General features: G+C 66.9%; 24 protein-coding genes and 1 riboswitch. Of the genes, 13 read left to right on the top strand and 11 right to left on the bottom strand.

What is annotated here, in order from left to right:
* The 7 genes from J2Y55_RS26290 to thiE all read left to right on the top strand — a co-directional run bounded on the left by J2Y55_RS26290 (position 1) and on the right by thiE (position 9393).
* Positions 1-900, top strand: a complete 900-nt coding sequence (locus J2Y55_RS26290; protein WP_310159325.1) for a polysaccharide deacetylase family protein — start codon at positions 1-3, stop codon at positions 898-900.
* A gap of 1329 nt (positions 901-2229) precedes the next feature.
* Positions 2230-3156, top strand: coding sequence for an OmpA family protein (locus J2Y55_RS26285; RefSeq protein ID WP_310159324.1), 927 nt, complete (start codon positions 2230-2232; stop codon positions 3154-3156).
* A gap of 223 nt (positions 3157-3379) precedes the next feature.
* Positions 3380-3580 carry a hypothetical protein gene (locus J2Y55_RS26280; RefSeq protein WP_310159323.1) on the top strand — a complete coding sequence of 67 codons (201 nt, stop codon included), beginning with the start codon at positions 3380-3382 and terminating at the stop codon, positions 3578-3580.
* Positions 3581-3785: 205 nt separating this feature from the next.
* A complete protein-coding gene (locus tag J2Y55_RS26275; protein WP_310159322.1) occupies positions 3786-5705 on the top strand; it encodes a sensor domain-containing diguanylate cyclase in 1920 nt (639 codons plus the stop codon).
* A gap of 183 nt (positions 5706-5888) precedes the next feature.
* A riboswitch (TPP riboswitch) is annotated at positions 5889-5993 on the top strand.
* 75 nt (positions 5994-6068) lie between these two features.
* Entirely contained in the window at positions 6069-7982 is a 1914-nt protein-coding gene (gene thiC, locus J2Y55_RS26270; protein ID WP_310159321.1) for a phosphomethylpyrimidine synthase ThiC, read from the top strand.
* A gap of 8 nt (positions 7983-7990) precedes the next feature.
* Positions 7991-8752 carry a hydroxyethylthiazole kinase gene (locus tag J2Y55_RS26265; RefSeq protein ID WP_310159320.1) on the top strand — a complete coding sequence of 254 codons (762 nt, stop codon included), beginning with the start codon at positions 7991-7993 and terminating at the stop codon, positions 8750-8752.
* Entirely contained in the window at positions 8749-9393 is a 645-nt protein-coding gene (gene thiE, locus J2Y55_RS26260) for a thiamine phosphate synthase (protein WP_310159319.1), read from the top strand. The genes J2Y55_RS26265 and thiE overlap by 4 nt, the downstream gene beginning before the upstream one ends.
* Before the next feature lie 152 nt (positions 9394-9545).
* Here thiE and J2Y55_RS26255 read toward each other — a convergent pair whose 3' ends face one another.
* Entirely contained in the window at positions 9546-10424 is an 879-nt protein-coding gene (locus J2Y55_RS26255) for a hypothetical protein (protein ID WP_310159317.1), read from the bottom strand.
* A 388-nt stretch (positions 10425-10812) separates the two neighbouring features.
* Between J2Y55_RS26255 and dnaK the strand changes: the two genes are divergently transcribed.
* Together dnaK and dnaJ are read left to right on the top strand one after the other, a co-directional pair.
* Positions 10813-12744 carry a molecular chaperone DnaK gene (gene dnaK, locus J2Y55_RS26250; protein WP_310159316.1) on the top strand — a complete coding sequence of 644 codons (1932 nt, stop codon included), beginning with the start codon at positions 10813-10815 and terminating at the stop codon, positions 12742-12744.
* Between the two features lie 154 nt (positions 12745-12898).
* Positions 12899-14038 (top strand): molecular chaperone DnaJ, encoded by a 1140-nt coding sequence (gene dnaJ / locus J2Y55_RS26245; protein ID WP_310159315.1) that lies wholly within the window; start codon positions 12899-12901, stop codon positions 14036-14038.
* Between the two features lie 158 nt (positions 14039-14196).
* Here the strand turns inward: dnaJ and J2Y55_RS26240 are convergent, their stop codons facing one another.
* Positions 14197-14388 (bottom strand): CsbD family protein, encoded by a 192-nt coding sequence (locus J2Y55_RS26240; protein WP_310159313.1) that lies wholly within the window; start codon positions 14386-14388, stop codon positions 14197-14199.
* Between the two features lie 97 nt (positions 14389-14485).
* Positions 14486-15328: an MmyB family transcriptional regulator gene (locus J2Y55_RS26235; RefSeq protein WP_310159311.1), complete on the bottom strand. Its 843-nt coding sequence runs from the start codon at positions 15326-15328 to the stop codon at positions 14486-14488.
* 143 nt (positions 15329-15471) lie between these two features.
* Here J2Y55_RS26235 and J2Y55_RS26230 point away from each other — a divergent pair, with 143 nt between their 5' ends.
* Positions 15472-15888, top strand: a complete 417-nt coding sequence (locus J2Y55_RS26230; RefSeq protein ID WP_310159310.1) for a hypothetical protein — start codon at positions 15472-15474, stop codon at positions 15886-15888.
* A gap of 96 nt (positions 15889-15984) precedes the next feature.
* Here the strand turns inward: J2Y55_RS26230 and J2Y55_RS26225 are convergent, their stop codons facing one another.
* The 5 genes from J2Y55_RS26225 to J2Y55_RS26205 form a co-directional block, all read right to left on the bottom strand.
* Positions 15985-16785: a MetQ/NlpA family ABC transporter substrate-binding protein gene (locus J2Y55_RS26225; RefSeq protein ID WP_310159307.1), complete on the bottom strand. Its 801-nt coding sequence runs from the start codon at positions 16783-16785 to the stop codon at positions 15985-15987.
* Between the two features lie 197 nt (positions 16786-16982).
* Positions 16983-17648, bottom strand: coding sequence for a methionine ABC transporter permease (locus J2Y55_RS26220; RefSeq protein ID WP_103721224.1), 666 nt, complete (start codon positions 17646-17648; stop codon positions 16983-16985).
* A complete protein-coding gene (locus tag J2Y55_RS26215) occupies positions 17638-18744 on the bottom strand; it encodes a methionine ABC transporter ATP-binding protein (RefSeq protein ID WP_310159306.1) in 1107 nt (368 codons plus the stop codon). The genes J2Y55_RS26220 and J2Y55_RS26215 overlap by 11 nt, the downstream gene beginning before the upstream one ends.
* 7 nt (positions 18745-18751) lie before the next feature.
* The gene (locus J2Y55_RS26210) at positions 18752-18922 is read right to left on the bottom strand and encodes a hypothetical protein (RefSeq protein WP_310159305.1); all 171 of its coding nucleotides are present in this window, start codon (positions 18920-18922) and stop codon (positions 18752-18754) included.
* Positions 18923-18932: 10 nt separating this feature from the next.
* Positions 18933-19187: a hypothetical protein gene (locus tag J2Y55_RS26205; RefSeq protein ID WP_310159304.1), complete on the bottom strand. Its 255-nt coding sequence runs from the start codon at positions 19185-19187 to the stop codon at positions 18933-18935.
* Between the two features lie 440 nt (positions 19188-19627).
* Here J2Y55_RS26205 and J2Y55_RS26200 point away from each other — a divergent pair, with 440 nt between their 5' ends.
* Both J2Y55_RS26200 and J2Y55_RS26195 read left to right on the top strand, forming a co-directional pair.
* On the top strand, positions 19628-20038 hold the full coding sequence (locus J2Y55_RS26200; RefSeq protein WP_310159303.1) for a hypothetical protein: 411 nt from the start codon (positions 19628-19630) through the stop codon (positions 20036-20038).
* A gap of 105 nt (positions 20039-20143) precedes the next feature.
* Positions 20144-20641: a copper chaperone PCu(A)C gene (locus J2Y55_RS26195; protein WP_404979044.1), complete on the top strand. Its 498-nt coding sequence runs from the start codon at positions 20144-20146 to the stop codon at positions 20639-20641.
* A gap of 257 nt (positions 20642-20898) precedes the next feature.
* On the opposite strand, the gene J2Y55_RS26190 is transcribed toward J2Y55_RS26195, so the two are convergent.
* Both J2Y55_RS26190 and J2Y55_RS26185 read right to left on the bottom strand, forming a co-directional pair.
* The gene (locus J2Y55_RS26190) at positions 20899-21828 is read right to left on the bottom strand and encodes a dihydrodipicolinate synthase family protein (RefSeq protein ID WP_310159302.1); all 930 of its coding nucleotides are present in this window, start codon (positions 21826-21828) and stop codon (positions 20899-20901) included.
* A gap of 213 nt (positions 21829-22041) precedes the next feature.
* Complete coding sequence (locus J2Y55_RS26185; RefSeq protein ID WP_310159301.1) at positions 22042-22728, bottom strand: fumarylacetoacetate hydrolase family protein; 687 nt, start codon at positions 22726-22728, stop codon at positions 22042-22044.
* A 217-nt stretch (positions 22729-22945) separates the two neighbouring features.
* On the opposite strand from J2Y55_RS26185, the gene J2Y55_RS26180 reads away from it, so the two are divergent.
* Positions 22946-23155, top strand: a complete 210-nt coding sequence (locus tag J2Y55_RS26180; RefSeq protein ID WP_054210450.1) for a cold-shock protein — start codon at positions 22946-22948, stop codon at positions 23153-23155.
* 185 nt (positions 23156-23340) lie between these two features.
* Here J2Y55_RS26180 and J2Y55_RS26175 read toward each other — a convergent pair whose 3' ends face one another.
* A complete protein-coding gene (locus tag J2Y55_RS26175) occupies positions 23341-24579 on the bottom strand; it encodes a multidrug effflux MFS transporter (protein ID WP_310159297.1) in 1239 nt (412 codons plus the stop codon).
* Positions 24580-24751 lie beyond the last annotated feature (172 nt).

The raw sequence follows: 24751 nt of genomic DNA, 5'->3' as shown, positions 1-24751 counted from the left end.
ATGACCGACCTGCCCCTCGAACCCTGGCAATGGCCTGAAGAGACCTGGCGCGCCAAGGTCAACCGCGTCCGCGCCGGACGCAATCTGAAGCCGAAGACCTGGCCCAACGGCGCGCGCTGCGCGGTGGCGCTGTCCTTCGACGTCGATCACGAGACCAACGAGCTGCGCGATGGCGGCAAGTCGGTCGGGCGGCTCTCCTGGGGGCAATACGGCAATCGCGTCGGCATGCCGCGCATCCTGAGCCTGCTGGCGAAGGAGGACATCCAGGCGAGCTTCTTCGTGCCGGCGGTGACCGCGCTGCTTTACCCGGACGAACAGCGCCGCGTCATCGCGGAGGGCCATGAGATCGGCCTTCACGGCTGGATCCACGAGGTCAACACCGCCGTGCCCCCCGCCAATGAGCGCGAATTGCATCTGCGCTCGGCCGACACGCTGGAAAAGGTCACCGGCGTCAGGCCGGTCGGGATGCGCACGCCGTCCTGGGATTTCTCGGAAGTCACCCTGGCGATCGAGCGCGAACTCGGCCTGCTCTACGATTCATCGCTCTTTGCCGATGACGACCCCTACGAACTGATCGACAAGGGCGAAGCGACCGGCATGGTCGAGTTGCCGGTCGAATGGATTCGCGACGACGCGGTCTATTTCAACATGAACCGCTTCCAGGCCTTGCGGCCCTATACGGCGCCGGAGACCGTGTTCGACATCTTCCGCCGCGAATTCGACGGCGCCTATGAGGATGGCGGGTTGTTCCTGCTCACCATGCACCCGCATATCATCACCTATCGCTCGCGCATCTGGATCCTCGAGAAGCTGATCGCGCACGCCAAGGCGAAGGGCGATGTCTGGTTCGCCAGCCATGCCGAGATCGCGCGCTATGTGAAGGCGCAGGCCGCGCTCTGAATCACGCCGTCCCGCCAGGCAATGCCGGGCGGGACGGAACTCTGCCCGATTTTGGCCGTTTTCGCTTCATCGGGGGTTCAGCGCGCAAAGGCGTTGATACCCGTCGCTGAAACGGAAACGGATTTCATGACGCGCACCAAGAACTGGCTCCTGATCGGAACCATGCTGCCTGCGATCACCTTGTCGCAGGGCGGCTTCGCCGCTCCCTCCGCTCAGAATGGCTTGCTGCTGGCGCAAGCGCCCGCCCCCGCTCCCAGCGAGGAAGAGCCCGGCCGGCCGGGCCGGCCCCGGCCGCCAGGACAACAGCCGGGAGCCGAGCGCCCGCCCGCGGCCCGCCCCGCGCCCGGCGCACCGCCGGCGATACAGCGCCCTGCTGCTCCTGCAGCCCCGAGTCCTGCAGCCCCGAACGCCGCGCCGGCTGCTCCCGCCGCACCCCGTCCCGCTCCGGCTCCGCCGGCCGCTGCGCCGGAGCCCCGGCCCCAGCCTCGGGCCGAGCCACCCGCGGCACGTCCTGTTCCGCCCATTCCACCCGCGCCCACTCCGCGCGCCGAGCCGCCCCGCGAGCCGGCCATGCCGCGCCCCGTACCGCCAATCATGGCTCCCGCGCCAGGCGAACCCGGCCGCCCGCCGGCAGCGCGGCCGCAGCAGCCCTTGCCCGGCCAGCCGCCTGCCGCCCGGCCGACGCCCGCGCCTGCCCCCGTCGCGCCGCCGCCTCCGGCCGGCCGCGCGCCGGGCGCCCCGCCCGCGGCTCAGCCTGCACCTGCTCCGAACGCGGCGCCGGCAACCCCGGCCGCGCCCCGTGCTGCTCCGGTTCCGCCGGCGGCAGCGCCCGCGACGCCAGGAGCGCCCACGGCCCCGGCCGTCCCGCGCCCCACACTGCCGCCGGGCCAACCCCAAGCCGCGCCGCCGGCAGCGGCTCCGGGCCAAGCGCCAGCAACCCGTCCGACGCCCGTACCTCCGCCCGCGGCCGCACCGCTGACGCCTCCGCCGGCGACGGCTCCAACGGCTCCTGCTCCTAGCGGGCGCGGTCCGGGAACGCCCCTGCCGCCACCAGTCGCCCAGCCGCAGCCGGGGCAAACCCAGCCCGGACAGACTCTGGCGCCTCCGCCAGCGGCAGCCCCGGCTCCAGGCGGGCGCGGCCCGGGAGCTCTCCCGCCGCCTTCCGCCCAGCCGCAGCCCGGACAGACCCAGCCCGGACAGACTCTTGCGCCGCCGCCAGCAGGCCAGCCCCCCGCTGGTGCTCCCGGCCAACCGCCGGCGCCTGACCGGCAAGGCCGGCGTGGCGGCATCGGGCTTGGCGGCGCCGCCGCGATCGGCCTTGGCGCCGGCGTGATCGGCGGCATCATGGCGACGCAGGGCGCGGAGCGCTTCGACGATGTCCGCAGCCGGCGCGAGGAACGGCGCGACGGCGACGTCACGATCATCCGCGAGCCCGGCCGCACGATCATTCGCGACGACGACCGCGTCATCATCCGCCGCGATGAGACCGAGCGGTTCCGTGATCTTGGCTACCAGCCACGCGTCGACCGTCGCGATGGCGAGACCCGCAGCGTCTTCGAACGGCCCGACGGCACTCGCGTGGTGACGGTCACCGACGAGGATGGCCGGCTGATCCGCCGCGCCCGCCTCGACCGCGACGGGCGTGAGATCGTGATCATCGACAACACCCGCCGCGATCGACCCAATGACCGCTTCTCGGATGAGATCGTCGTACTGCCAGCGCCACCCCTGCCGATGCCGCGCGAGCGCTATATCGTCGATGCCGAGCGAGCCGATGAGGGTCTGATCTACGAGACGATCATGGCCCCGCCGATCGCGGCGATCCCGCGCCGCTACACGCTTGACGAGGTGCGCTATTCGCCCGATCTGCGGGCGCGGATGCGCAGCGTCGATATCAATACGGTGACCTTCGAGACAGGCTCCTGGACTATCGCGCCGGACCAGGCCCAGCGGCTCGCGACCATCGCCCAGTCGATCCGGCAGGGACTGCAGAGCTCGCCCAACGAGGTCTTCCTGGTCGAGGGCCATACCGACGCCGTCGGCGCCGACATCGACAATCTGTCCTTGTCGGACCGCCGCGCCCAATCGGTCGCGGAAATCCTGACCCGCGACTTCGGCGTGCCCGCCGAGAACCTGACGACCCAGGGCTATGGCGAGCAATATCTAAAGGTCGCGACGCAGGAGGCCTCGCGCGAAAACCGGCGCGTGACGCTGCGACGGATCACGCCGCTGCTGGCGGGCCGCACCGGGCCGTGAACCCATGCCGGCGCGGTGGCACGCCGCCGCGCCGGTTCGCTTTCGCCGCATCGCTTTCATGAAGCGGCAAGGACTCTGGTCTAGCTCTCCTAGTCCAGCACTAGAGGAATTTTCGATCCGTCCGGGTCGTTCGATTACTCTAGCCCTTTGTTTTGACGCGCTTTCTTCACGCGAACCGGTGTCCACTTCGCTTGAAAGCGCTCTAACTGAGAGGAGACCGATCATGAGCGATTCATCGATTGCCATCGCGCAGAGCCTCGCCGCGAGCCAGGCCGCCGCAACCCGCCAGACGATCCAGACCGAGATGGTCAAGCAGCAGGCCGATGCCGAGCAGGCTGTGGCCGATCTGCTGCAGCAGGGTGCAGCCCAGGCGAAGGCCGCCCTTCCGGCCGGCCAGGGCCAGACCGTCGACATCACTGCCTGAGCTCCTGCGTCATGGCGTAGAGCACGACGCTCTGCACCCACGCAGCGATACCGGCCGCCGGCATGCAGCCCGGCGAACGACACTCCCCGGGGCGCCCAGCCGGCCGAGGCGGCATCGGGAGAGGCCCACTGGCGCCAAGTTTTATTGAGACCGTGACGTGAGGATTACGACCGCGATGTGAGGCTCCGCTTCGGAGGAAACAGCCATGAAGGCGAGTCGCATTGATGGGCATGCCGGAAGCCTGCCGCGTCTGCCATTCTGGGCCGCGGCATTCGTTACGGTGGCCTGCATCGCCATTCTCGCCCTGAGCGGATGGCGCGAATGGGCCACCCGGGCAGCCGATCTGAAGAACGCCGAAGTCGACATGATCAATCTCTCGCGCTCGCTGACACAGCACGCGGAGGACACCATCGAACTCGCCGATGCAGCGCTTTTCGGCTTGGCCAGCAGACTGGAGACAAACGGCACGAGTCCCGCCGCAATCGCGACAGTTCAGAGTATTCTCGACCTTCGCAAACCGACGCTAGGGCGAATCCGCGGCCTCTTCGTCTACGACGAAACGGGCCGCTGGCTGGCCACCACGGAGAAAGTCGACTTCGCGGGCCTCAACAACAGCGACCGCGCCTATTTCCAGCATCATCGTGCTGTGGACGATCGCCGCATCTATCTGGGCCGACCCGTTCAAAGCCGGACCGGTGGTCAGTGGATCATCACGGTGTCTCGGCGCCTCAATCATCCCGATGGCGCTTTCGCCGGCGTGGTCCTGGCGACGATCGACGCCGGATATTTCTCGCAGTTCTATCGCCGGTTCGACATCGGCCCCAACGGGGCAATCACGCTGCTGAGCGCCGATGGCATTCTGCTTGCGCGCAGCGTCGATAACGACACCTATGTCGGACGAGACATGTCGGCGACACCTCTGATCAGGGACAGGATGTCCCGGCCCGCCGCCAGCGTCTATTATTTCAAATCACCGCTGGATGGGCTGCAACGTCTGAGTTCCTTCAGGTTCAGCGAGCGATATCCGCTCCTGGTGCTGGCGACGGAAGCCCAGGATGACGTTCTGCTGCGCTGGCGCCAGGCCGCCATCGCCCGGATGGCCTTCGTGCTGGCTTTGACATTGGTGATTGGCGTCATCGGCCTGCATCTCGTGCGCCAGCTCTATGAGCGTCAGCGTATGGCGGCAGCGCTGATCGCCAAGGAGGCCGATTTCCGCCTGCTCGCGGAAGCATCCAGCGACATGGTCACCCGGATCGATTTCGACGAGCGCATACTCTACGCTTCCCCTTCCTCCGCGAGCGTTCTGGGCTGGGACCCCGCGCAGCTGGTCGGAACGCCGGCTCTGGCCGGCGTCAACCCGGAGGACTTGCCCCGGGTCGAACAGGTCGTCGCTGCGCTGAAGCGCGGCGAGGTCGAGGAAGCCAGGATCATCTACCGCACGCGCCACCGGGAGAAGACCGAGATCTGGATCGAGACGACCTTGCGCGTGACGAGGTCCGATAGCGGCACGATCGATGGCGTCGTGGCGATCTCACGCGATATGACCGAGCACAAGGATCTCGAAGACAAACTCGCGGCGCTGGCGACCTTGGACGGGCTGACGGGGCTCGCCAATCGCCGATGTTTCGACGAGCGGCTGGAGCAGGAATGGGCGCGGGCCTCGCGAGAGGGCACCGCCCTTTCCGTGCTGATGATCGATATCGACCATTTCAAGAAATTCAACGATCGTTACGGACATCCCGCTGGAGATGGCTGCCTGCGTGCTGTGGCCGCCGTCTTGGCCGCGCAAGCACGACGCCCGGGCGATCTGGCCGCGCGCTATGGCGGGGAAGAGTTCGCCCTCCTCTTGCCGGATACGAATGCCGAAGGCTGCGAGCTGGTCGGTAAGAGGTTCTGCGATGCGCTTCGCGACATCCAGATGCCGCACGGGTCGAACCCTCCGTCCGGGCTCGTCACGGCGAGCCTTGGCGGCGCGACCATCTGGCCGAACTCCCATGCAACGACAGGTCGCGCCTCGTTGGTTGGAGCAGCTGATCGGGCGCTTTATTCCGCCAAGGACGGCGGGCGTGATCGCATGGTCATGTCGGGACGAGTGCTGCCCTGGCCGCGCGCCAGGAGCGCCTGACCCGCAACAATGCGCCTCACCGGAATGCGCCGCTTCCGAAGTCGGCTCCGCACGATCTCTCGCTGCCGCCGTCGCGCCGAAGCGCCGCCGCTATCAACGAGGCGATGAACAGATGGCAATGACGCCATGCGAGCCGAGCGCTGTTTGCCGGTTGCGCGCGGGCGTCATCGCGCCTAACTTCCCAGCCGTTCCGAGGGGTGCTCGCAAGAGCTGAGATGGCCGTCCAGGCCGAACCCATCGAACCTGATCCGGGTCATACCGGCGGAGGGACTGGAACGCGGCTTGCGCAGAATCGCGGCCGCAGACAGCGCTAGACCGCTTCGACGCCGGATCTCCTGAACCTTGGACCAAGGAGGAGATCCCATGAACGTTCACACCAAGTCTGCCAAAAACAGCGTCAAGGCCACGCCCAAGTTTGGTGCACCGACCGGCGTCACCACCGGCCCGATCATCGGCTCGCGCAAGATCTATGTCGCGCCGCCGGAAGACCCGACCATGCGGGTGCCCTTCCGCGAGGTGCAGCTTTCGACCGATGCAGAACTACCGGTGCGCATCTATGACCCGTCGGGGCCCTTCACCGAGAGCGATGCCAGGATCGATCTGAACCAGGGCTTGCCGCAGCCACGCCGCGCCTGGCTCGACGCGCGCGGTTTCGACACCGTTCCCGGCCGCGAAGTCACCGCCGCCGACAATGGCAACATCTCGCCCGAGAACCTGGTGCCCGCCTGTCCGGCTGAGCGCCCGGTGCTGACGGCCAAGCCCGGCCAGATGGCGACGCAGTTCGAATTCGCGCGCGCCGGCATCATCACCCCTGAGATGATCTATGTCGCGCATCGCGAGAATCTCGGCCGCGTCGCCATGCTGGAGGGCGCGAAAGAGCGTCACGCCGATGGCGAGAGCTTTGGCGCGAGCGTACCGGAATTCGTCACGCCCGAATTCGTGCGCAGCGAGATCGCGCGCGGGCGGGCGATCATTCCCGCCAACATCAACCATCCGGAACTCGAGCCGATGGCGATCGGCCGGAACTTCCTGGTCAAGATCAACGCCAATATCGGCAATTCCGCCGTCACCTCCGGCGCCGCCGAGGAGGTCGAGAAGCTGGTCTGGGCGATCCGCTGGGGCGCCGACACGGTCATGGACCTGTCGACCGGGCGCAACATCCACAACATCCGCTCCTGGATCCTGCGCAACTCGCCGGTCCCGATCGGCACCGTGCCGATCTACCAGGCGCTGGAGAAGGTCGGCGGCGATCCGGTCAAGCTCGACTGGGAGGTGTTCAAGGACACGCTGATCGAGCAGGCCGAGCAGGGCGTCGACTACTTCACCATCCATGCCGGCGTCAGGCTGCCCTATGTGCCGCTGACGGCTTCCAGGGTGACCGGCATCGTCTCGCGCGGCGGCTCGATCATGGCGCGCTGGTGCCTGGCGCATCACAAGGAAAGCTTCCTCTACGAGCGTTTCGACGAGATCTGCGAGATCATGCGGCGCTATGACGTCTCGTTCTCGCTCGGCGACGGCTTGCGTCCGGGCTCGATCGCCGACGCCAATGACCGTGCCCAGTTCGCCGAGCTGGAGACGCTGGGCGAGCTCACCAAGGTTGCCTGGGACAAGGGCTGCCAGGTGATGATCGAGGGCCCCGGCCATGTGCCGATGCACAAGATCAAGGAGAATATGGACAAGCAATTGCGCGAATGCGGCGAGGCGCCCTTCTACACGCTTGGACCGCTGACGACAGACATCGCGCCGGGCTACGACCACATCACCTCGGGGATCGGGGCTGCGATGATCGGCTGGTTCGGCTGCGCCATGCTCTGCTATGTCACGCCCAAGGAGCATCTCGGCCTGCCCAACCGCGACGACGTCAAGACCGGCGTCATCACCTACCGGATCGCGGCTCATGCCGCCGATCTCGCCAAGGGGCATCCGGCGGCCAAGCTCCGCGACGACGCGGTCAGCCGCGCGCGCTTCGACTTCCGCTGGGAAGACCAGTTCAACCTGGCGCTCGACCCCGACACCGCCCGCGCCTATCACGACGAAACCCTGCCGAAGGACGTGCATAAGGTCGCGCATTTCTGTTCGATGTGCGGGCCCAAGTTCTGCTCGATGAAAATCACGCAGGATCTGCGCGCCGAGGTCCTCGCCATGGGCGAGAACGAGCGCATCGCACTTGACCAGGCGGCGGCGCAGATCGAAACGGAAAGGCATGCGGGCATGGCCGCGAAGTCGCAGGAATTCCTTGCGAAGGGCAGCAATCTCTACCTGCCGGCGGCCGAATGAGCACGACCATGAGTATGACCATGACGGAAGACCATCTTGATGCCGCCCGCGTCGCCGCCGTGCTGGCGCGCGTGACGGCGCAGCGGCCGCGCGTGCAATGCCTGACCAACACGGTGGCGCAGAACATCACGGCCAACATGCTGCTCGCCTTCGGGGCCATTCCCTCGATGGCGATCCATGTCGACGAGGTCGCGGCGATGGCCGATGGCGCGGGCGCGATCCTGATCAATATCGGCACGATCAACGCCGAGAGCGAGCTCGCCATTCCCAAGCTGCTGGAGGTGGCGCGCGACAAGGCCAAGCCGCTGGTCTTCGACCCCGTCTTCGTCGAGCTCTCGCCCCTGCGCCAGCATGTGGCGCGCGAGGTGCTGCGCCTGCGCAACATCGTCGTGCGCGGCAACGCGACCGAGATGGCGGCGCTCGAAGATGTGCTCCAGGCCGCTCGCGAGCACAATCTGACGCTGGTCACGACCGGCAAGATCGACCGCATCGAAGGCGCGCGCGGCGCGTTCTCGGTCGCGCATGGCCACCCCCTGATGACGAAGGTCACCGGCGTCGGCTGTGCGGCCGGCGCCCTGATCGCGGCAGCTTGCGCGGTCGAGAGCAACCCGGCCCTGGCGGCGGCCGCGGCGTTGACCGCCTATGGCATCGCCGGCGAGATCGCCGCCGAACGCAGCAATGGGCCCGGCAGCTTCGCTGTCGCGCTGATCGACGCGCTGGCGGGCATCGACGAGGCCACGCTGCGGGCGCGGATGGGAGAAGACGGTTGAGCGTCGATATCCTGCTCTACGGCCTGGTCGATCCGCAGATCGCCAGGGGCCGTTCGCTCGCCGAGCTCGCCCGGGCGGCGGCCAAAGGCGGCGCGACGCTGATCCAGTACCGCGCCAAGGCGGCCTCGACGCGCGAGATGGTGCGGGAGGCCCGGGCGATCCATGCTGCGCTCGCGGGCAGCGGCGTGCCGCTCTTGATCAACGACCGCGTCGATGTCGCTTTGGCGGCCGGCGCGGACGGCGTGCATCTGGGCGCCGACGACATGGAGCTTGCCGACGCCCGCCGCCTGCTCGGCGAGACCGCGATCATCGGCGCGACGCTGGGAGAGGCGGCGGAATTGCCTTACCTCGCCTCGGCGCGCATCGACTATGCCTGCGTCGGCCCGGTCTTTGCCACGCAGCACAAGGACGATGCCGACATCCCGCTCGGCCTCGACGGCTACGCTGCACTGCGGCGGCAGGCCGCCAAGGCGCTGGGTTTACTCCCGGTCGGAGCGATCGCCGGCATCAATGCGAGCAACGCCGCCTCGGTGATGGCCGCCGGCGCGGACGGGGTCGCCGTGATCGGCGCGATGTTCGGGAGCGACGATGTCGAGGCCGCGACGCGGGCATTGCGGGCTGCGGTCGAAAAGCGCTGCTGACAAGCATCCCTGCCGTCATTCCGGCGCGGGCAGAGCGTTTTCGAGCGAAGTGGACACCGGTTCGCGTGAAGAAAACGCGTTAAAACAAGGAGCCAGAGCATTTCTGCGATTTGGAGAAACGCGGAAATGCTCTGGTGTCGTGAATCCCGTTCTTACTGCGTCGGCGTGAGCGGCAGCGGGACCGGCTTCGGACGCGGCTTGGGCTTGGCAGCGGGCTTCGGCTCGCTGGTGATGCCGAGGCGCGCCCGGATCGATGCCGCCCGCGCCTCGGTCATGCGCGCGCCGCAGAAGCCGAGCGAGCCCTCGCGCTGGAAGTCGCGGCAGGTCAGCTCGCGCTCGGCGGAGAAGCTCGCCTGCTCGCGCGCAATGGCGCGTTGGTCGACCGCATCGCCCTTGGCGCCCAGCACCCGATAGCCCTCGCGCACCGCCCTTTCGGCCGTGCCACGCGCGGATTCGATCTCCTTGGCGCGCGAGACGAGCGTGCGCGAATCCGGTCCCCACAGGCCGCGCGGATCGATCCGACAGGCGGCGGCCTCGACGACGCAGGGCTGCGTCGGTTCGACCACGAGGAAAGCGCCGTCGAGCACATCGAAGACGATCGGGCAGATCGAGGCCTCGAGCTTATAGCGCGGCACGCCAGCGGGTCTTCCCAACGATGTCAGCGGCACCGGCGCATCGCCGAACGAGATCGCGCAAGGCTCGACCAGATTGCTGGCCTGGAACCCCTCCGCCTTGAGCTTCAGCCCGTAGCCCGCCGCGGTCTTCTCGAAGACCGCATCGCCGAAGCCGCCATTGCGCTTGAGCGTCCGGCCAATGATCGCCTCCTCGCCCGCAACCTTGATCGCCGGCATCACATGGGCACGCGGCGTCGCCGCTGCGCCACCGGAGGCAGGCGGCGCAGCCTGATGGGCGCCAGCCTGGTTCAGCGGCTGGGCGCCGGGCAATTGCAGCGGCTGTGCGCAAGCGAGCGTCGTCCCGCCGGCAAGGGCGAGCAGGACAAGGCTCGAAGCAAGGCGCAGATGTCGGTTCACGTCACAACCCTGGCGAAGACTCGACCGAGCGAAGGCATGCAAGTCCAAAGAAGGCTCGGCAAGCCCGAAGAAAGCTTGGGCATTCCGCCTTGAATGACGGGGGCCGCGCCGGTACGCAAGGACACAAGCGCAACACCGGCTGGGAATGATCCGGTCGCGACACACCCGGTCCTAGCGACGGCGCCAGATTCTTAATCGGCTCTCGTGTCTTGCAAGGGCGGGAACACCCTCACTATATACGCCGCCAAGAGGCGGTTTCATCACCGTTCGACGTGGAATGCCGGATTCGCTCGCCGCAGCAGGCGGGGGCGGCCCGGTCCATGGGCCGGAAGGCGGCGCTCAGGCGTCGCGGGCCGGCGATCTGCTCAATTTAAAAGGGATCCCCTCCATGGGTAAAGTTATTGGTATCGACCTCGGCACGACAAACTCCTGCGTCGCGGTCATGGAAGGCTCTACACCCAAGGTCATCGAGAATTCGGAAGGTGCGCGCACCACGCCGTCGATCGTGGCCATCACCGATGACGGCGAACGCCTCGTCGGCCAGCCGGCCAAGCGCCAGGCTGTCACCAACCCCGAGCGCACCTTCTTCGCGATCAAGCGCCTGATCGGTCGGACCTTCGACGATCCGATGACGCAGAAGGACATGCATCTCGTCCCCTACAAGATCAAGAAGGCGGCTGCGGGCGACGCCTGGGTCGAGGCCGACGGCACCGACTATTCGCCCTCGCAGATCTCGGCCTTCACCCTGACCAAGATGAAGGAGACCGCGGAGGCCTATCTCGGCCAGCCGGTCACCCAGGCCGTCATCACGGTCCCGGCCTATTTCAACGACGCCCAGCGCCAGGCGACGAAGGATGCCGGCCGCATCGCCGGCCTCGAAGTGCTGCGCATCATCAACGAGCCGACCGCGGCAGCGCTCGCCTACGGCCTCGACAAGAAGTCGGCCGGCACGATCGCGGTCTATGACCTCGGCGGCGGCACCTTCGACGTCTCGATCCTCGAGATCGGCGACGGCGTCTTCGAGGTGAAGTCGACCAATGGCGACACCTTCCTCGGCGGCGAGGATTTCGACATGCGCCTCGTCGAATATCTCGCCGAGGAGTTCAAGCGCGAGCAGGGCATCGACCTGAAGAAGGACAAGCTCGCCCTGCAGCGCCTGAAGGAAGCCGCCGAGAAGGCCAAGATCGAGCTCTCGACCACGGCCCAGACCGAAATCAACCTGCCCTACATCACCGCCGACGCTTCCGGGCCGAAGCATCTCGCCATCAAGCTCTCGCGCGCCAAGTTCGAGAGCCTGGTCGACGATCTCGTCCAGCGCACCATCGAGCCCTGCAAGAAGGCGCTCAAGGATGCCGGTCTTTCGGCGGGCCAGATCGACGAGGTCGTTCTCGTCGGCGGCATGACCCGCATGCCGAAGGTCCAGGAGGTCGTGAAGCAGTTCTTCGGCAAGGAGCCGCATAAGGGCGTCAATCCGGACGAGGTCGTCGCCATCGGCGCCGCGATCCAGGCCGGCGTGCTGCAGGGCGACGTCAAGGACGTGCTCCTGCTCGACGTGACCCCGCTTTCGCTCGGCATCGAGACGCTGGGCGGCGTGTTCACGCGCCTGATCGACCGCAACACCACGATCCCGACCAAGAAGAGCCAGGTCTTCTCCACTGCCGAGGACAATCAGCAGGCGGTGACGATCCGGGTCTTCCAGGGCGAGCGCGAGATGGCGGCCGACAACAAGATGCTCGGCCAGTTCGACCTGATGGGCATCCCCCCGTCTCCGCGCGGCATGCCGCAGATCGAGGTGACCTTCGACATCGACGCCAACGGCATCGTCTCGGTGACGGCGAAGGACAAGGCCACCAACAAGGAGCAGCAGATCCGCATCCAGGCGTCTGGCGGCCTGTCGGAGGCCGACATCCAGAAGATGGTCAAGGATGCCGAGGCCAATGCCGGCGAGGACAAGAAGCGCCGCGAGCTGGTCGAGGCCAAGAACCAGGGCGAAAGCCTGGTGCACTCGACCGAGAAGTCGCTGAAGGACTATGGCGAGAAGGTCACGGCCGCCGACAAGACGGCGATCGAGACCGCGCTCGACGCGCTGAAGGCGGCCCTGGCGGAAGACAACGCCGAGACCATCTCGGCGCGCACCACCGACCTGATGCAGGCTTCGATGAAGCTGGGCGAGGCCATGTATGCGGCGAGCCAGACGGAGGGCGCCGCGGCGGCCGATGGCGGCGACGAGCATGCGGCTGAAGCCAAGAAGGACGACGTCATCGACGCCGACTTCAAGGATGTCAGCGACGACAAGGGCGACAAGAAGAAGAGCGCCTGATTGCACGACTCCTTTCGCTGAGCGACATGGCCGGGCTTGACCCGGCCATTGCGTTCGCAGAAGGCGTCCTGAAGGAAGATATCGCTCTTCTGTCGGAGGTGGCCGGGTCTGAGCCCGGCCATGATTTCGAGGAGTGCGAAGGGGCGGCTGTTTGATGTCCAAGCGCGACTATTACGAGATCCTCGGCGTTTCCAAGACCGCAAGCGATGCGGAGCTGAAGAGCTCCTTCCGCAAGCAGGCGATGCAGTGCCATCCCGATCGCCACCCCGGCGACAAGGGGGCGGAAGCCAAGTTCAAGGAGCTGAACGAGGCCTATCAGGTCCTGTCCGACGAGCAGAAGCGCGCGGCCTATGACCGCTTCGGCCACCAGGCTTTCGAGAATGGCGGCGGGGGCGGCGGCAATCCCGATTTCTCCGACTTCATGTCGGACATCTTCGACTCGTTCTTCGGCGATGCCAGGGGCGGCGGACGCGGCGGCGCGCGCGCAGCCAATGGCCGCGAGCGCGGCGCCGATCTGCGCTACAATCTCGAGATCGGCCTCGAGGACGCCTTCACCGGCAAGAACGCCTCGATCCGCGTGCCGACTTCGATCGCCTGCGAGGCCTGCTCCGGCTCCGGCGCCAAGCCGGGCTCCAAATCGCGGCAATGCCCGACCTGCGGCGGCCATGGCCGGGTGCGGGCCAATCAGGGTTTCTTCTCGGTCGAGCGCACCTGCCCGACCTGCAATGGCCGCGGCGAGATCATCGACGACCCCTGCAAGATCTGCCAGGGCGCGGGTCGGGTCACGCGCGAGCGCACGCTCGCCGTCAACATCCCGGCCGGCGTCGAGGACGGTACCCGCATACGGCTCGCCGGCGAGGGCGAGGCCGGCCTACGCGGCGGACCTGCGGGCGATCTCTACATCTTCCTCTCGATCAGGCCGCACGCGATCTTCCAGCGCGACGGCGCCGACCTGTTCTGCCGCGTGCCGCTCGGCCTGACCTCGGCGGCGCTCGGCGGCGAGATCGAGGTGCCGACGCTGACCGGCGAGCAGGCCCGGGTGAAGATTCCCGAGGGCACGCAGACCGGCAAGCAGTTCCGCCTCAAGGGCAAGGGCATGAGCGTGCTGCGCTCGCGCGAGGTCGGCGATCTCTACATCCAGGTGTTGATCGAGACGCCGCAGAAGCTCACCGCCCGCCAGCGCGAACTGCTGCTGGAGTTCGAGCGCGAGAGCTCGCATTCGACTCATCCCGAAGCCGCCGGCTTCTTCGGCCGCGTGAAGGACTTCCTGGGCGGGCTCGGCGGCGCGGCTTGACCCTGACGTCATTGCGAGCGCAGCGAAGCAATCCAGCCTCGTAGGGCACGGCAGCCGCTGGATTGCTTCGCTGTGCTCGCAATGACGGGCAGCGGTAAAGCACACAAAAAAACGGGCCGCCTTCCGGCAGCCCGTTCCTGATCAGGCTCTGACATCCGTCAGGCCTTGTCGATCACCTTCTTGACGGCGTCCTTGCCCTTGCCGAGCGCCTGCTGAGCCTCGCCCTTGCGCTCCTGCGCAATGCCCTCGACCTGGAGGTCGGGCTTGTTCAGCGCCTTGCCGGCGGCCTGCTTGACGTTGCCGGCGGCCTCATTGGCCATGCCCTTGATCTTGTCGGCGGTGCTGCCCATCATCTTGATCCTTCTTGCAAAATCGCGCCGTCCTTGCGGCCTGAGCCAAAGGAACCAACGGGCCGGAGGAAGGTTCCCCGGAATTTTTTTCCTCTGTTTACGGAACACCCAGCAACTCTGCGGAAGCGCTCTGCGCCGCCAATGCACGCAAGGCCTCACCCGTCGCAGCGTCAGCGGGGAAGAAGGTCTCCAGCGCCAGCTCCGACAGCGTGATGTCCACCGGTGTGCCGAAAACCGTCGTGGTCGAGATCAGGGACAAGACCGTCTCGCCCAGCCGCAATTGCAGCGGCACCACGATGGCAGGCTCCGCTTCGAGCTCCTGCGCATGGCCCTTGCGAGCGGGCTGGGCGGGTGCGGGATAGGTCAGCAATTCGGCGAGGAGATCGGCCAGCACCGGATCGGCCGTGGCCCTGATCTGCTGGCGCAGGCGCGCGAGCAGATGCATCCGCCACTCCCCCAGATTCACGATGAGCGGGGAGAGCCCCGCCGGATGCAGCGAGAGCCGCAGCACATTGACCGGCGGCCGCAGCAGATCGGCATCCGCGATCAGGCCAAGCAGCGGCGCAACCGCAGCGTTGGCGGCGAGCAGCGTCCAGTGGCGGTCCACCGCCAGCGCCGGATAGGGCTCGTGGCCCTTGAGCACGAGGTCGATCGCAGCCTTCGCCGCTTGCAGGCCGGGATCTTCCAGGGAGCGCTCCAGATAGACCGGCGCATAGCCCGCCGCCAGCAGCAGCGCATTGCGCTCGCGCAGCGGCACGCCAAGATGCTCGCACAGCAGCAGGACAATGTCGCGGCTCGGCTGCGAACGGCCGCTTTCGAGGAAGCTGAGATGCTTCTGCGAGATCTCGGCCTCGAGCGCGAGATCGAGCTGGCTGAGCCGTCGCAATTGCCGCCAGTCGCGGATGAGCGAGCCGACCATGGGCTGATGATGCTTGTTCATGACGGCAAACCTATCCGAGAGCGACCGGCTTTCAATTACCTCGCGCTTAATCGACCCGCCGACACGATCCCGTCAGCATGGCCTCCATCGACCACGGCCCCAGGCTCAAGACCGCCCCGGCCACAACCAAGGAGACCAGAGCGATGTCCATGATCCAATCCTCGCGCTTCCTGCGGAACGCCCTTGCCGCAGATGCCGCCGCCTGCGCCGCGACCGGCCTGCTGCTTGCCGCGGCTGCCGGTCCGCTTTCCAGCCTGCTCGGGTTCCCCGCGAGCTTCCTGCGCGGGGCAGGCCTCGTGCTGCTGCCCTGTGCGGCATTGCTCGCCTGGTTCTGCAGCCGCGAAACCCTGCCGCGCCTGGCCGTCCACGCCGTGATCGGCGTCAACATCCTCTGGGTCGCCGACAGCATCGCGATCCTCGTCGCGGGCTGGTTCCAGCCAAGCGGGCTCGGCATCGCCTTCGTCCTGGCGCAGGCCGCAGCGGTCGCGGTGATCACGGAGCTGGAGGTCATCGGCCTGAAGCGCTCGGGGGCGGCCCCGGCAGGCGGGCTCGCGGCGTAATCGCCACAGCCTCACCCCGATACGAAAAAGCCCCGGATGCGCGACGCATCCGGGGCAGGTGCCTGACCGCGATCGGGGCCAGGTGGGGAGGAAGCGTTACCAGCCGGCGAGCACCGCGCCCTTGAAGCGCTCGGCGACGAAGGCCTTGATCTCGGGGCTGTGATAGGCGTCGACCAGGGTCTTGACCCAGGGCTTGTCCTTGTCGGCGGCGCGGACCGCGATGAGGTTGACGTAGGGACCCTTCGGGTCCTCGCGCAGGATCGCCGAGGTCGGCTCGATCTTGGCGTCGACGGCATAGTTGGTGTTGATCGCGGCAGCGGCCACGTCGGCCAGCGAACGCGGGGTCTGCGCCGCCTCGATCTCGATGACCTTCAGCTTCTTCGGGTTCGAGACGATATCGGCCGGGCCCGGCTTGAAGCCGACGCCGTCCTTCAGCTTGATGATGCCCTTGTCCTGCAGCAGCAGGAGCGAGCGGCCGCCATTGGTCGGATCGTTCTGGATGGCGATGGTGGCGCCGTCGGGCACCTCGCCCCAGCTCTTGTACTTGGCCGAATAGATGCCGAGCGGGAAGTTCACGGTCAGGCCGACGCTGACGATCTTGTAGCCGCGATCCTTCACCTGGTTGTCGAGATAGGGCTGGTTCTGGAAGGAGTTGGCCTCCAGCTCGCCGGCGTCGAGCGCCTGGTTCGGCACGACATAGTCGGAGAACTCGATGATCTTGAGCTCGATGCCCTGCTTGGCGACGAGCGGCTTCAGCTTCTCCAGGATCTCGGCATGGGGGCCGGGCGAGGCGCCGATGCGGACGACCTGATTCTGCTGGGCGAGCGCCGGCATGGCGAGGGTCAGGGCAAGAGCGGCAGAGGCTGCCAGCGCAGCGCGACGGGTGATGAGTGACATGGGATGGGTTCCTGTGAGGATGATGAAGGTTTGCGTTTCGATTTCAGCCCTCATCCTGAGGAGCCGCGAAGCGGCGTCTCGAAGGATGCTCCAGAGGTTGCGGAGCATCCTGGACCATCCTTCGAGACGGGCCTGCGGCGCTCCTCAGGATGAGGGCTGAGATATATGGGTCCTGGGGTTGCGTTGGGTGAAGCGGTTCAGGCGTGGCGCAGGCGCTTGTTGAGGCGGCGAGCGAGCCGGTCGCCGATGCTCTGGACGGTCTGGACCAGGACGATCAGGACGGCGACGACGGCGGCCATGACATCGGGCATGAAGCGCTGATAGCCGTAGCGGATGCCGAGATCGCCGAGCCCGCCGCCGCCGACCGCGCCGACCATGGCGGAGAAGCCGAGCAGGCTGACGATGGCGAGCGTGAGACCCAGCACGATCGCGGGCAGCGCCTCGGGCACCAAGACCTTGCGCACGATCTGGACCGGCGTCGCGCCCATCGAGCGGGCGGCCTCGACGAGGCCCTGATCGACCTCGCGGATCGCCCCCTCGATCAACCGCGCGATGAAGGGCGTGGAGGCGACCGTCAATGGCACGATCGCAGCCGCTGTGCCGATCGAGGTTCCCGCCAGCAGGCGCGTGAACGGGATGATCGCGACGACGAGGATGATGAAGGGCGTCGAGCGCGTGGCGTTGACGAGCGCGCCGAGCACCGCGTTGGCGAAGGGCGCGGCAAACAACTCGCCGCGCTTGCTCGTCGCCAGGAAGACGCCGAGCGGCAACCCCAGCAAGGTGCCGATCCCGGCCGCGACCGCGACCATGGTCAGGGTGTCGGCCGTGGCCTGGAGGATGAGCCGGATGATGTCAGGCGACATGGCCGATGACCTCCACCTTGAGTTCAAGGCTCTTCAGCGCGCCGAGCACGGCGCCGAGTTCAGGCTCGCGCGCCGGCACCGAGACCAGCAGGCTGCCGAAGGGCTTGCCGGCAATGGCGTCGATGCGCCCGGCCAGGATGTTGACGTCGACGCCGATGATCGAGCTCAACCGGCTGATCACCGGGGCCGTCGCGTTCTCGCCGGTGAAGGTGATGCGCAGCACCGCGGCGTCGCCCGATCGCGGCTGGGTGCGAAGGCGGCTGGCGAGATGAGCCGGCAGGTCGACGCCGGTCACCGCCTCGACGAAACGCGCCGTGGTCGGGTGCTTGGGCTGCGTCAGCACTGAGAAGGTGTCGCCCTCCTCGACGATGCGGCCGCCCTCGATCACCGCGACGCGGTCGCAGATTTCCTTGATCACGGGAATCTCGTGAGTGATCAGCAGGATGGTGACGCCAAGTTCGCGGTTGACCTGCTTGAGCAGCGCCAGGATCGATTGCGTCGTCTCGGGATCGAGCGCCGAGGTCGCCTCGTCGCAGAGCAGCACCTTCGGCTCGGTCGCAAGCGCACGGGCGATGCCGACGCGCTGCTTTTGCCCGCCGGAGAGCTCGGCCGGATAGCGCTCGCGCTTGTCGGCGAGGCCGACGAGATCGAGCAGGCGCTCGACCTGGGCCGTGATCTCCGCCTTGGGCGTGCCGGCGATCTCCAGCGGCAGCGCGACATTGTCGAACACCGTGCGCGAGGAGAGCAGGTTGAAATGCTGGAAGATCATGCCGGTGGTGCGGCGCCGCGCCCGCCAGCCAGCCTCGCTCAGGCCGGTGACATCCTCGCCCTCGATCAGGATGCGGCCGGAGCTGGCGCGCTCCAGCCCGTTGACCAATCGGATCAAGGTCGACTTGCCGGCGCCGGAGCGGCCGATGACGCCGACGATCGCGCCCTTGGGCACATCGAGGTCGATGCCCGCGAGCGCTTCGACCTCGCTTTGGCCGCGACGGCCGGCGAAGACCTTGCCGACCCGCTCGAAGCGGATGATCGGCTCAGGCAATGGCGGGATACCGATCCCGACGCGAAAGGCGTCGGGCTTCAAAGGGGCGTTCATCATGGCCTCAAAAATGGGTGTGGCAGGACCAGTGGGCAATGCCGAGCTGTTCGCGCGTCACATCATGGATGGATTGGCGCAGGGCCTCATCAGCCGCGGGATCGCAACCCGTCTGCGCAGGCACCGCCCTGGCGAACCAGGACGACAGCCAGCGCCAGAGAAAGGCGAGCGGTCCCATCGCGACCTCGTCAGGCTGCCAGCCGCGTCGCACTGTGGCGACGCGGAGCGGCGAGCTGACGGGCGGCGAGCTCGGCTGCGCTCGGCGTGGCGAAGCGATGGCCCTCGAGCGCATGGAACGCGGCGGATGCAGCGATGAAGGTGAAATAGCGCTCGTCGGGACGGCGATTGACCAGACCCGCCTGGGTCTCGCCGACCTCGATGACATAAGCCTGCGACGCCTGGACCTCGGGCTGCTGGCCGTGACTGGAATGAGTATGCGACATGGTTCTGCCTCCGCCGCTCTTGCGGCGCTTGATGGACATCTGATGGAAGAGAGCCGGCAAGCCGGCCTTCAGCGCAGGATCAGCGTCGACAACAGCCCATGTCGTGGGCGAGGCGGAGTTCGTCAGGTCGAACGGTCAGCATGGCCATGGTCTTCTCCTCATAACTGGAGCCCACGACCACGTCGTGGCGCTTTAGCGTTTGGTGACGCGGCGCAAGCTGCTCGCTCAAATCCCCGCGGCCATCGAACCAAGCCCGATGACAAGCCGTAATTTGGCCGGAGATATCCTCTTTGTCAACCCAATCGTTCTTTTAAAGAAACGAGGCTGGAGAAAAGGATTTTCCCGCAAGCGGCAGCGGGGCGAAACATCCTTCGCCGAAGCACTGCGCCGGTCGCTGCGCGAGTGCGCGGCCTCACTGGCGCGGCTTGACGGGCGTGGGAATGCGGGTGCATCTGCCCGGCATGCCGGCTTTCGCCCCCCTGCTCGCGCGACTGCGCTGCTCCGCGCTCGGAGCCTGGCTCGCCGTCGCCTATACGCTGGCGGTGCTGGCTGCGGGACTGGCGCCTTCCGCCGCGCTCGCCCATCCCGGCCTCGACGGCGCGCTGCTCTGCTCCGGACTGAGCGCTCCCGGACCTGACGCTCCCGAGCCTGCCGGCGAGCTGACGCATTGCAAGGGCTGCCCGGTCAATCCGGTGATCGCCGGCCCCGCGCCGACCCTACACGGCATGATCGTCAGGCTGGCCGTTCGGGCTCCTGCCGTTCGAACCATCATCCCAGCGCCGCCGCGCATGGCCGCGTTCGGCCTGCCGCAATCGCGCGCGCCACCGGCGGCGGCCCTCCTCCGTCTCTGACGGCTCCTATCCCGCTTTCACTAGGGCAGGCGCCCCAGATCGCCTCGCCGCTCCGCATCCCTTGCCCGCCCGGGCATGGTCGATGCAGCCATTCAGGATTTTTCGATGAACACAATTTCGATGAACAAGATCATGCGCACGCTCGCGGCCATCGCGCTGATAGTGAGCAGCGCCGCCGCCTTCGCCCATGAATACAAGGCCGGCCCGCTCAAGATCGGCCATCCCTGGTCGCGCGCCACGCCCGCCGGCGCGAAGGTCGGCGGCGGCTATCTCTCGATCGAGAATACAGGCTCGACGCCCGACCGGCTGGTCTCGATCTCCGTGCCCTTTGCGGACAGCGTCGAGATGCACGAGATGGCTGTGGTCGACGGCATCATGACCATGCGGCCGCTCGAAACCGGTCTCGCGATCGCGCCCGGCGCCAAGGTCGAGTTCAAGCCCGGCGGCTACCACATCATGTTCATGGATCTGAAGCAGCCGCTGAAGCAGGACGAGATGCTCAAGGGCATGCTGACCTTCGAGAAGGCCGGCACGGTCGAGGTCGCGTTCAAGGTCGAGGCCATGGGCGCCAAGGCCCCTGCCCCCGGCGCGCACACGCACTGAGGCACAGGCCGCAAAGCAAGAGCGCGGGGAACCCTCTCCCAGAGGGAGAGGGCAGGGTGAGGGGCCGGCCGTTGAACGCTTTGGCCGTGCCCTCACCGCGGCCTCGCTGTGAGGTTTCCACGCAGTTGGTCAAACGGCCTACACCTCACCCCTGCCCCTCTCACTGAACCCGGGTATACCCGGGTTCAGCACTCAGAGTGTCGAAGTCGGGTAGACCCGACTTCGATGCAGGAGAGGGGTTCCCCGTGCTTGATGCCTCACACCTTGGCGCGCGGATCGATCCTGGCGACGCGCGCCAGCAGGTAGTCGACCTCGGTCTTCGCCTTGGCCGAGATCGACGAACCCGGCTTGCGCTGGGCGTCGCTGGCGAGGATGCCGCGCTTCATCATGGTGTATTTGCGCACCGCGAGGCCGACGCCGAGCTGCTGTTCATAACGCAGCAGCGGCAGATGCGCGTCGAAGATGTCGTGTGCGGCGTCGCGTTGGCCGGCCTTCTGCAGCTTGACCACATCGATCAGCAATTCCGGGAAGGCGTACCCGGTCATCGCGCCGTCGGCGCCGCGCTCCATCTCGAAATCGAGGAACATGCCGCCATTGCCGGTCAGGATCGAGATCGGCCGCAAGGAGCCCTCGGCCTGGAACTTGCGCAAGGTCGAGATCTTCTCGAGCCCCGGCCAGTCCTCATGCTTCAGCATCACGCAGGAGGGGTGGTCCATGACGATCTTGCGGATCACCGCCGGCGTCATGATCACCGAAAGCGTCAGCGGGTAGTCCTGGATGACGAAGGGGATGTCGGTGCCGATCGCCTCGATGGCTTGGGCGTAATAGCCGGTGATCTGGTCGTCGGTGCGCAGGGATGGCGGCGGCGCGATCATCACGCCGGCAGCGCCGAGCTCCATCGACTGGCGCGCCAGCGAGCGCATCGCGGCGAAGCCCGGCGCGGAGACGCCGACGATGACCGGCTTGCCCGGCATCTTGGCCACGGCAATCTTGACGATGCGGATCGATTCCTCCGGCTCGAGCTTGGGCGCCTCGCCCATGATGCCGAGCACCGTCGTGCCGTCAGAGCCAATGCCGTCGTAGAATGCGAACAGCCGCTCGGTCGAGGTCCAGTCGATCGTGCCGTCGGGATTGAACGGCGTCGGCGCGATCGGGAAGACGCCGCTGGCGTCGGGGGTCAGGCTCATGGTTTTGGCTTTCGTCCAACTGGCTCTGTGGAATTTACGCTGATGACACAGTCCCCGTCATCCCGGACGCAGCCCTCGGGTCCGATCTTTGATCGGCCCAAGGATAAAGTCCGCGGAGATCCGGGATCCATCATAGGGAACTGAACTCTACGATGGATCCCGGATCGGCGCTGCTAACGCAGCTTGTCCGGGATGACGCTGAGGTTCGTGGGGCTAGACGATCCTGGTGCGCACGCTGCCGACGCCGGCGATCTCGCCTTCCAGTACGTCGCCCTTGACCACCGCCGCGACGCCCTCGGGCGTGCCGGTGAAGATCAGGTCGCCGGGCGCGAGCACGACGAGGCCCGACAGATAGGCGATCGTCTCAGGCACGCTCCAGATCATCTTGGCGAGGTCCGAGCTCTGGCGAGGCACGCTGTTGACGACGAGCTCGATCTTGCCGGCGCTGGGATGGCCGATATGGCTCGCGGGCGCGATCTCGCCGATCGGCCCCGAAAGGTCGAAGCCCTTGCTCATGTCCCAGGGCTTGCCGGTCTTCTTGGCCGCGGCCTGCAGGTCGCGCCGCGTCATGTCCAGCCCGGCGGCATAGCCATAGACATGGTTCAGCGCCTCGGCCTCGGGGATGTCATGCCCGCCGGTGCCGATCGCCACGACCAGCTCCATCTCGTGGTGCAGATCCCCGGTCTTGGTCGGATAGGGCATGTCGGCGCCGTTGATCAGCAGCGCGTCGGCCGGCTTGGTGAAGAAGAACGGCTCCTCGCGATCGGGATCGCCGCCCATCTCGCGGGTATGCTCGGCATAGTTCCTGCCGACGCAGAAGACCCGGCGCACGGGGAAGAGCCCGCCGCCGGCGACCGGCACCGCGGTGACGGCAGGCGGATCGATCACGTAATTCGTCATGGCTCGGGGCTCCTTCGGATATTTCCGCTGCCGTTCATGCGGGAGTGGGGCGTGCGGGGCAAGGGCCTCGACTCTCGGGACGGGGCTGCATCTGCGACATCGCAAAGACCGGCGCAAGGGCGTTTTGCGGCGCATCATTGCAACCTTAGCGGATTGCCCCCTACAGTAAGGCCGGGTCGGCATGTGCCGGCCTGAACTGAGACTGAAGGAACAGCACGTGAGCACGGGTACCGTGAAATGGTTCAACGAAACCAAGGGCTACGGATTCATCACGCCTGATCAGGGCGGCAGCGATGTTTTCGTGCATATCAGCGCGGTCGAGCGCTCTGGCATGCGCGGCCTGAACGAAGGTCAGAAGATCAGCTACGATCTCGAGGCCGACCGCAAGACCGGCAAGTCCTCGGCGGTCAATCTCAAGACTGCGTGAGATACCCCCTAGACGGGAGGCCGATCGGCGGCGTCGCTTCCCGAGCCAATGCGAATCTCTATCGATCTACCAGGACTGAAGACGATTCCCGGCATGCCCGTCGCCAAGAGGCGGCGGTCGAAGGGCAAGGGCCAGCCCCAATGGCCCGATTTCCGCAGCGGCTTCTCGTTAGCTGCGACCTCTTGTTAGGTGCGACCTGGCGCCGGCCGAAACAGCCGGCCTTTCTCGGCCACCAGCACGATCCCCAGCGCGACCAACCCGCACAGCGAGAAGCCCAGCGTCAGCGGCACCACCGTGCCGTCGAAATGCTGGCCGATATAGAAGCCGATCAGCGCGCCGCCGACCGTGGTGACGAAGCCCTGCACCGAGGAGGCCGTGCCGGCGACATGGCCGAGCGGGTCCATGGCGAGCGCGCCGAAATTCGGCGCCAGCAGGCCGAAGCAGAACATCGCGCCGCCCTGCAGGGCCGTGAAGCTCCAGAGCGATTCATGCCCCGCCAGCGCGATCAGCGCATGCGTGCCGGTGAAGGCGATATAGCCCAGCAGCGCGGCATGCGAGACCCGGCGCATGCCCAGCCTGACGACGATGCGCGAATTCACCAGCGAGGCCACCGCCATGAACCCCGCGATCAGCGCGAAGATGATGGTGAAGAGCTGCGGCGCCGCGAAGACATCGACGAAGACCTGCTGGGCCGAGTTGATGAAGCCGAACAGCCCACCGATGACGAAGGCCATGGCCGACATGTAACCGACCGCGATGCGCGTCGTCAGCGTGGTGCGGAAGGCGGCGACGACGCTGTGGAACTCGATCGGCTTGCGATCCTCCTCATGCAGCGTCTCGGGCAGCCTGAACGCGGCCCAGAGCATCACCGAGGCGCCGAAGATCGTCAGCACGCCAAAAATCCAGCGCCAGGGCGCGACCCAGAGGATGGCCTGGCCGATCGAGGGCGCGAGGATCGGCACCGCCAGGAAGACGATCATGGCGAGCGACATCACCCGCGCCATGTCGCGGCCGGAATAGCAGTCGCGCACGATCGAGACCGCGAGCACGCGCGTCGCCGCCGCGCCGATGCCCTGGACGACGCGCGCCCACATCATCGCCTCGAAGGAGCCTGCGAAGGCCGCCGCGATGCTCGCCAGCACATAGAGCCCGAGGCCGAAGAGCAGCACCGGCCTGCGGCCGAAGCGGTCCGACAGCGTGCCGTAGACGATCTGCGAGACGCCGAATCCGAGCAGATAGGCCGTGACGATCCATTGCCGGTGATTCGCCTCCATGATGCCGAGCGTCTCGGCCATTTCGGGCAAAGCCGGCAGCATCGAATCGATCGCGAGCGCGTTCACCGCCATCAAGGCGGCCGTCAGCGTCACGAAGGAACGGAAGCTCATGCCGTGGCGCGGCAGGGCGGGGTCTGCGATTGCGGTCATGTCAGCCTGTGCGGGCGCTCATCCGCGCAGGGCGGATTTGGAAAAGCTCGATTGCCCCCTGGAGCGCCGAGTTTTATGCCCTCCGCCAACGCAGGACAACCCGGCTTTGCTGCAGCGCGTCATGCACCGAACGGGAAGCGCGCTGGAGCCATTTCCGATCCGGTTGAATCGG

Source organism: Allobosea sp. BE125 (assembly GCF_031456075.1).
GTDB lineage: Bacteria > Pseudomonadota > Alphaproteobacteria > Rhizobiales > Beijerinckiaceae > Allobosea.
The sequence above is the reverse complement of the archived record's forward strand: the minus strand, read 5'-3'. Positions and strand labels throughout refer to the sequence as shown.

What these genes read in the sequence shown, in the direction of transcription:
- J2Y55_RS26205 (WP_310159304.1), bottom strand. Translation starts at nt 19,187, where the DNA reads ATGTCGCATACTCATTCCAGTCACGGCCAGCAGCCCGAGGTCCAGGCG.
- J2Y55_RS26195 (WP_404979044.1), top strand. Translation starts at nt 20,144, where the DNA reads ATGAACACAATTTCGATGAACAAGATCATGCGCACGCTCGCGGCCATC.
- J2Y55_RS26235 (WP_310159311.1), bottom strand. Translation starts at nt 15,328, where the DNA reads ATGAACAAGCATCATCAGCCCATGGTCGGCTCGCTCATCCGCGACTGG.
- J2Y55_RS26175 (WP_310159297.1), bottom strand. Translation starts at nt 24,579, where the DNA reads ATGACCGCAATCGCAGACCCCGCCCTGCCGCGCCACGGCATGAGCTTC.
- J2Y55_RS26185 (WP_310159301.1), bottom strand. Translation starts at nt 22,728, where the DNA reads ATGACGAATTACGTGATCGATCCGCCTGCCGTCACCGCGGTGCCGGTC.
- J2Y55_RS26225 (WP_310159307.1), bottom strand. Translation starts at nt 16,785, where the DNA reads ATGTCACTCATCACCCGTCGCGCTGCGCTGGCAGCCTCTGCCGCTCTT.
- J2Y55_RS26230 (WP_310159310.1), top strand. Translation starts at nt 15,472, where the DNA reads ATGTCCATGATCCAATCCTCGCGCTTCCTGCGGAACGCCCTTGCCGCA.
- J2Y55_RS26265 (WP_310159320.1), top strand. Translation starts at nt 7,991, where the DNA reads ATGAGTATGACCATGACGGAAGACCATCTTGATGCCGCCCGCGTCGCC.
- dnaK (WP_310159316.1), top strand. Translation starts at nt 10,813, where the DNA reads ATGGGTAAAGTTATTGGTATCGACCTCGGCACGACAAACTCCTGCGTC.
- J2Y55_RS26275 (WP_310159322.1), top strand. Translation starts at nt 3,786, where the DNA reads ATGAAGGCGAGTCGCATTGATGGGCATGCCGGAAGCCTGCCGCGTCTG.
- dnaJ (WP_310159315.1), top strand. Translation starts at nt 12,899, where the DNA reads ATGTCCAAGCGCGACTATTACGAGATCCTCGGCGTTTCCAAGACCGCA.
- J2Y55_RS26220 (WP_103721224.1), bottom strand. Translation starts at nt 17,648, where the DNA reads ATGTCGCCTGACATCATCCGGCTCATCCTCCAGGCCACGGCCGACACC.
- J2Y55_RS26290 (WP_310159325.1), top strand. Translation starts at nt 1, where the DNA reads ATGACCGACCTGCCCCTCGAACCCTGGCAATGGCCTGAAGAGACCTGG.
- J2Y55_RS26240 (WP_310159313.1), bottom strand. Translation starts at nt 14,388, where the DNA reads ATGGGCAGCACCGCCGACAAGATCAAGGGCATGGCCAATGAGGCCGCC.
- J2Y55_RS26215 (WP_310159306.1), bottom strand. Translation starts at nt 18,744, where the DNA reads ATGAACGCCCCTTTGAAGCCCGACGCCTTTCGCGTCGGGATCGGTATC.
- J2Y55_RS26280 (WP_310159323.1), top strand. Translation starts at nt 3,380, where the DNA reads ATGAGCGATTCATCGATTGCCATCGCGCAGAGCCTCGCCGCGAGCCAG.
- J2Y55_RS26200 (WP_310159303.1), top strand. Translation starts at nt 19,628, where the DNA reads ATGCGGGTGCATCTGCCCGGCATGCCGGCTTTCGCCCCCCTGCTCGCG.
- thiC (WP_310159321.1), top strand. Translation starts at nt 6,069, where the DNA reads ATGAACGTTCACACCAAGTCTGCCAAAAACAGCGTCAAGGCCACGCCC.
- J2Y55_RS26190 (WP_310159302.1), bottom strand. Translation starts at nt 21,828, where the DNA reads ATGAGCCTGACCCCCGACGCCAGCGGCGTCTTCCCGATCGCGCCGACG.
- J2Y55_RS26210 (WP_310159305.1), bottom strand. Translation starts at nt 18,922, where the DNA reads ATGGGACCGCTCGCCTTTCTCTGGCGCTGGCTGTCGTCCTGGTTCGCC.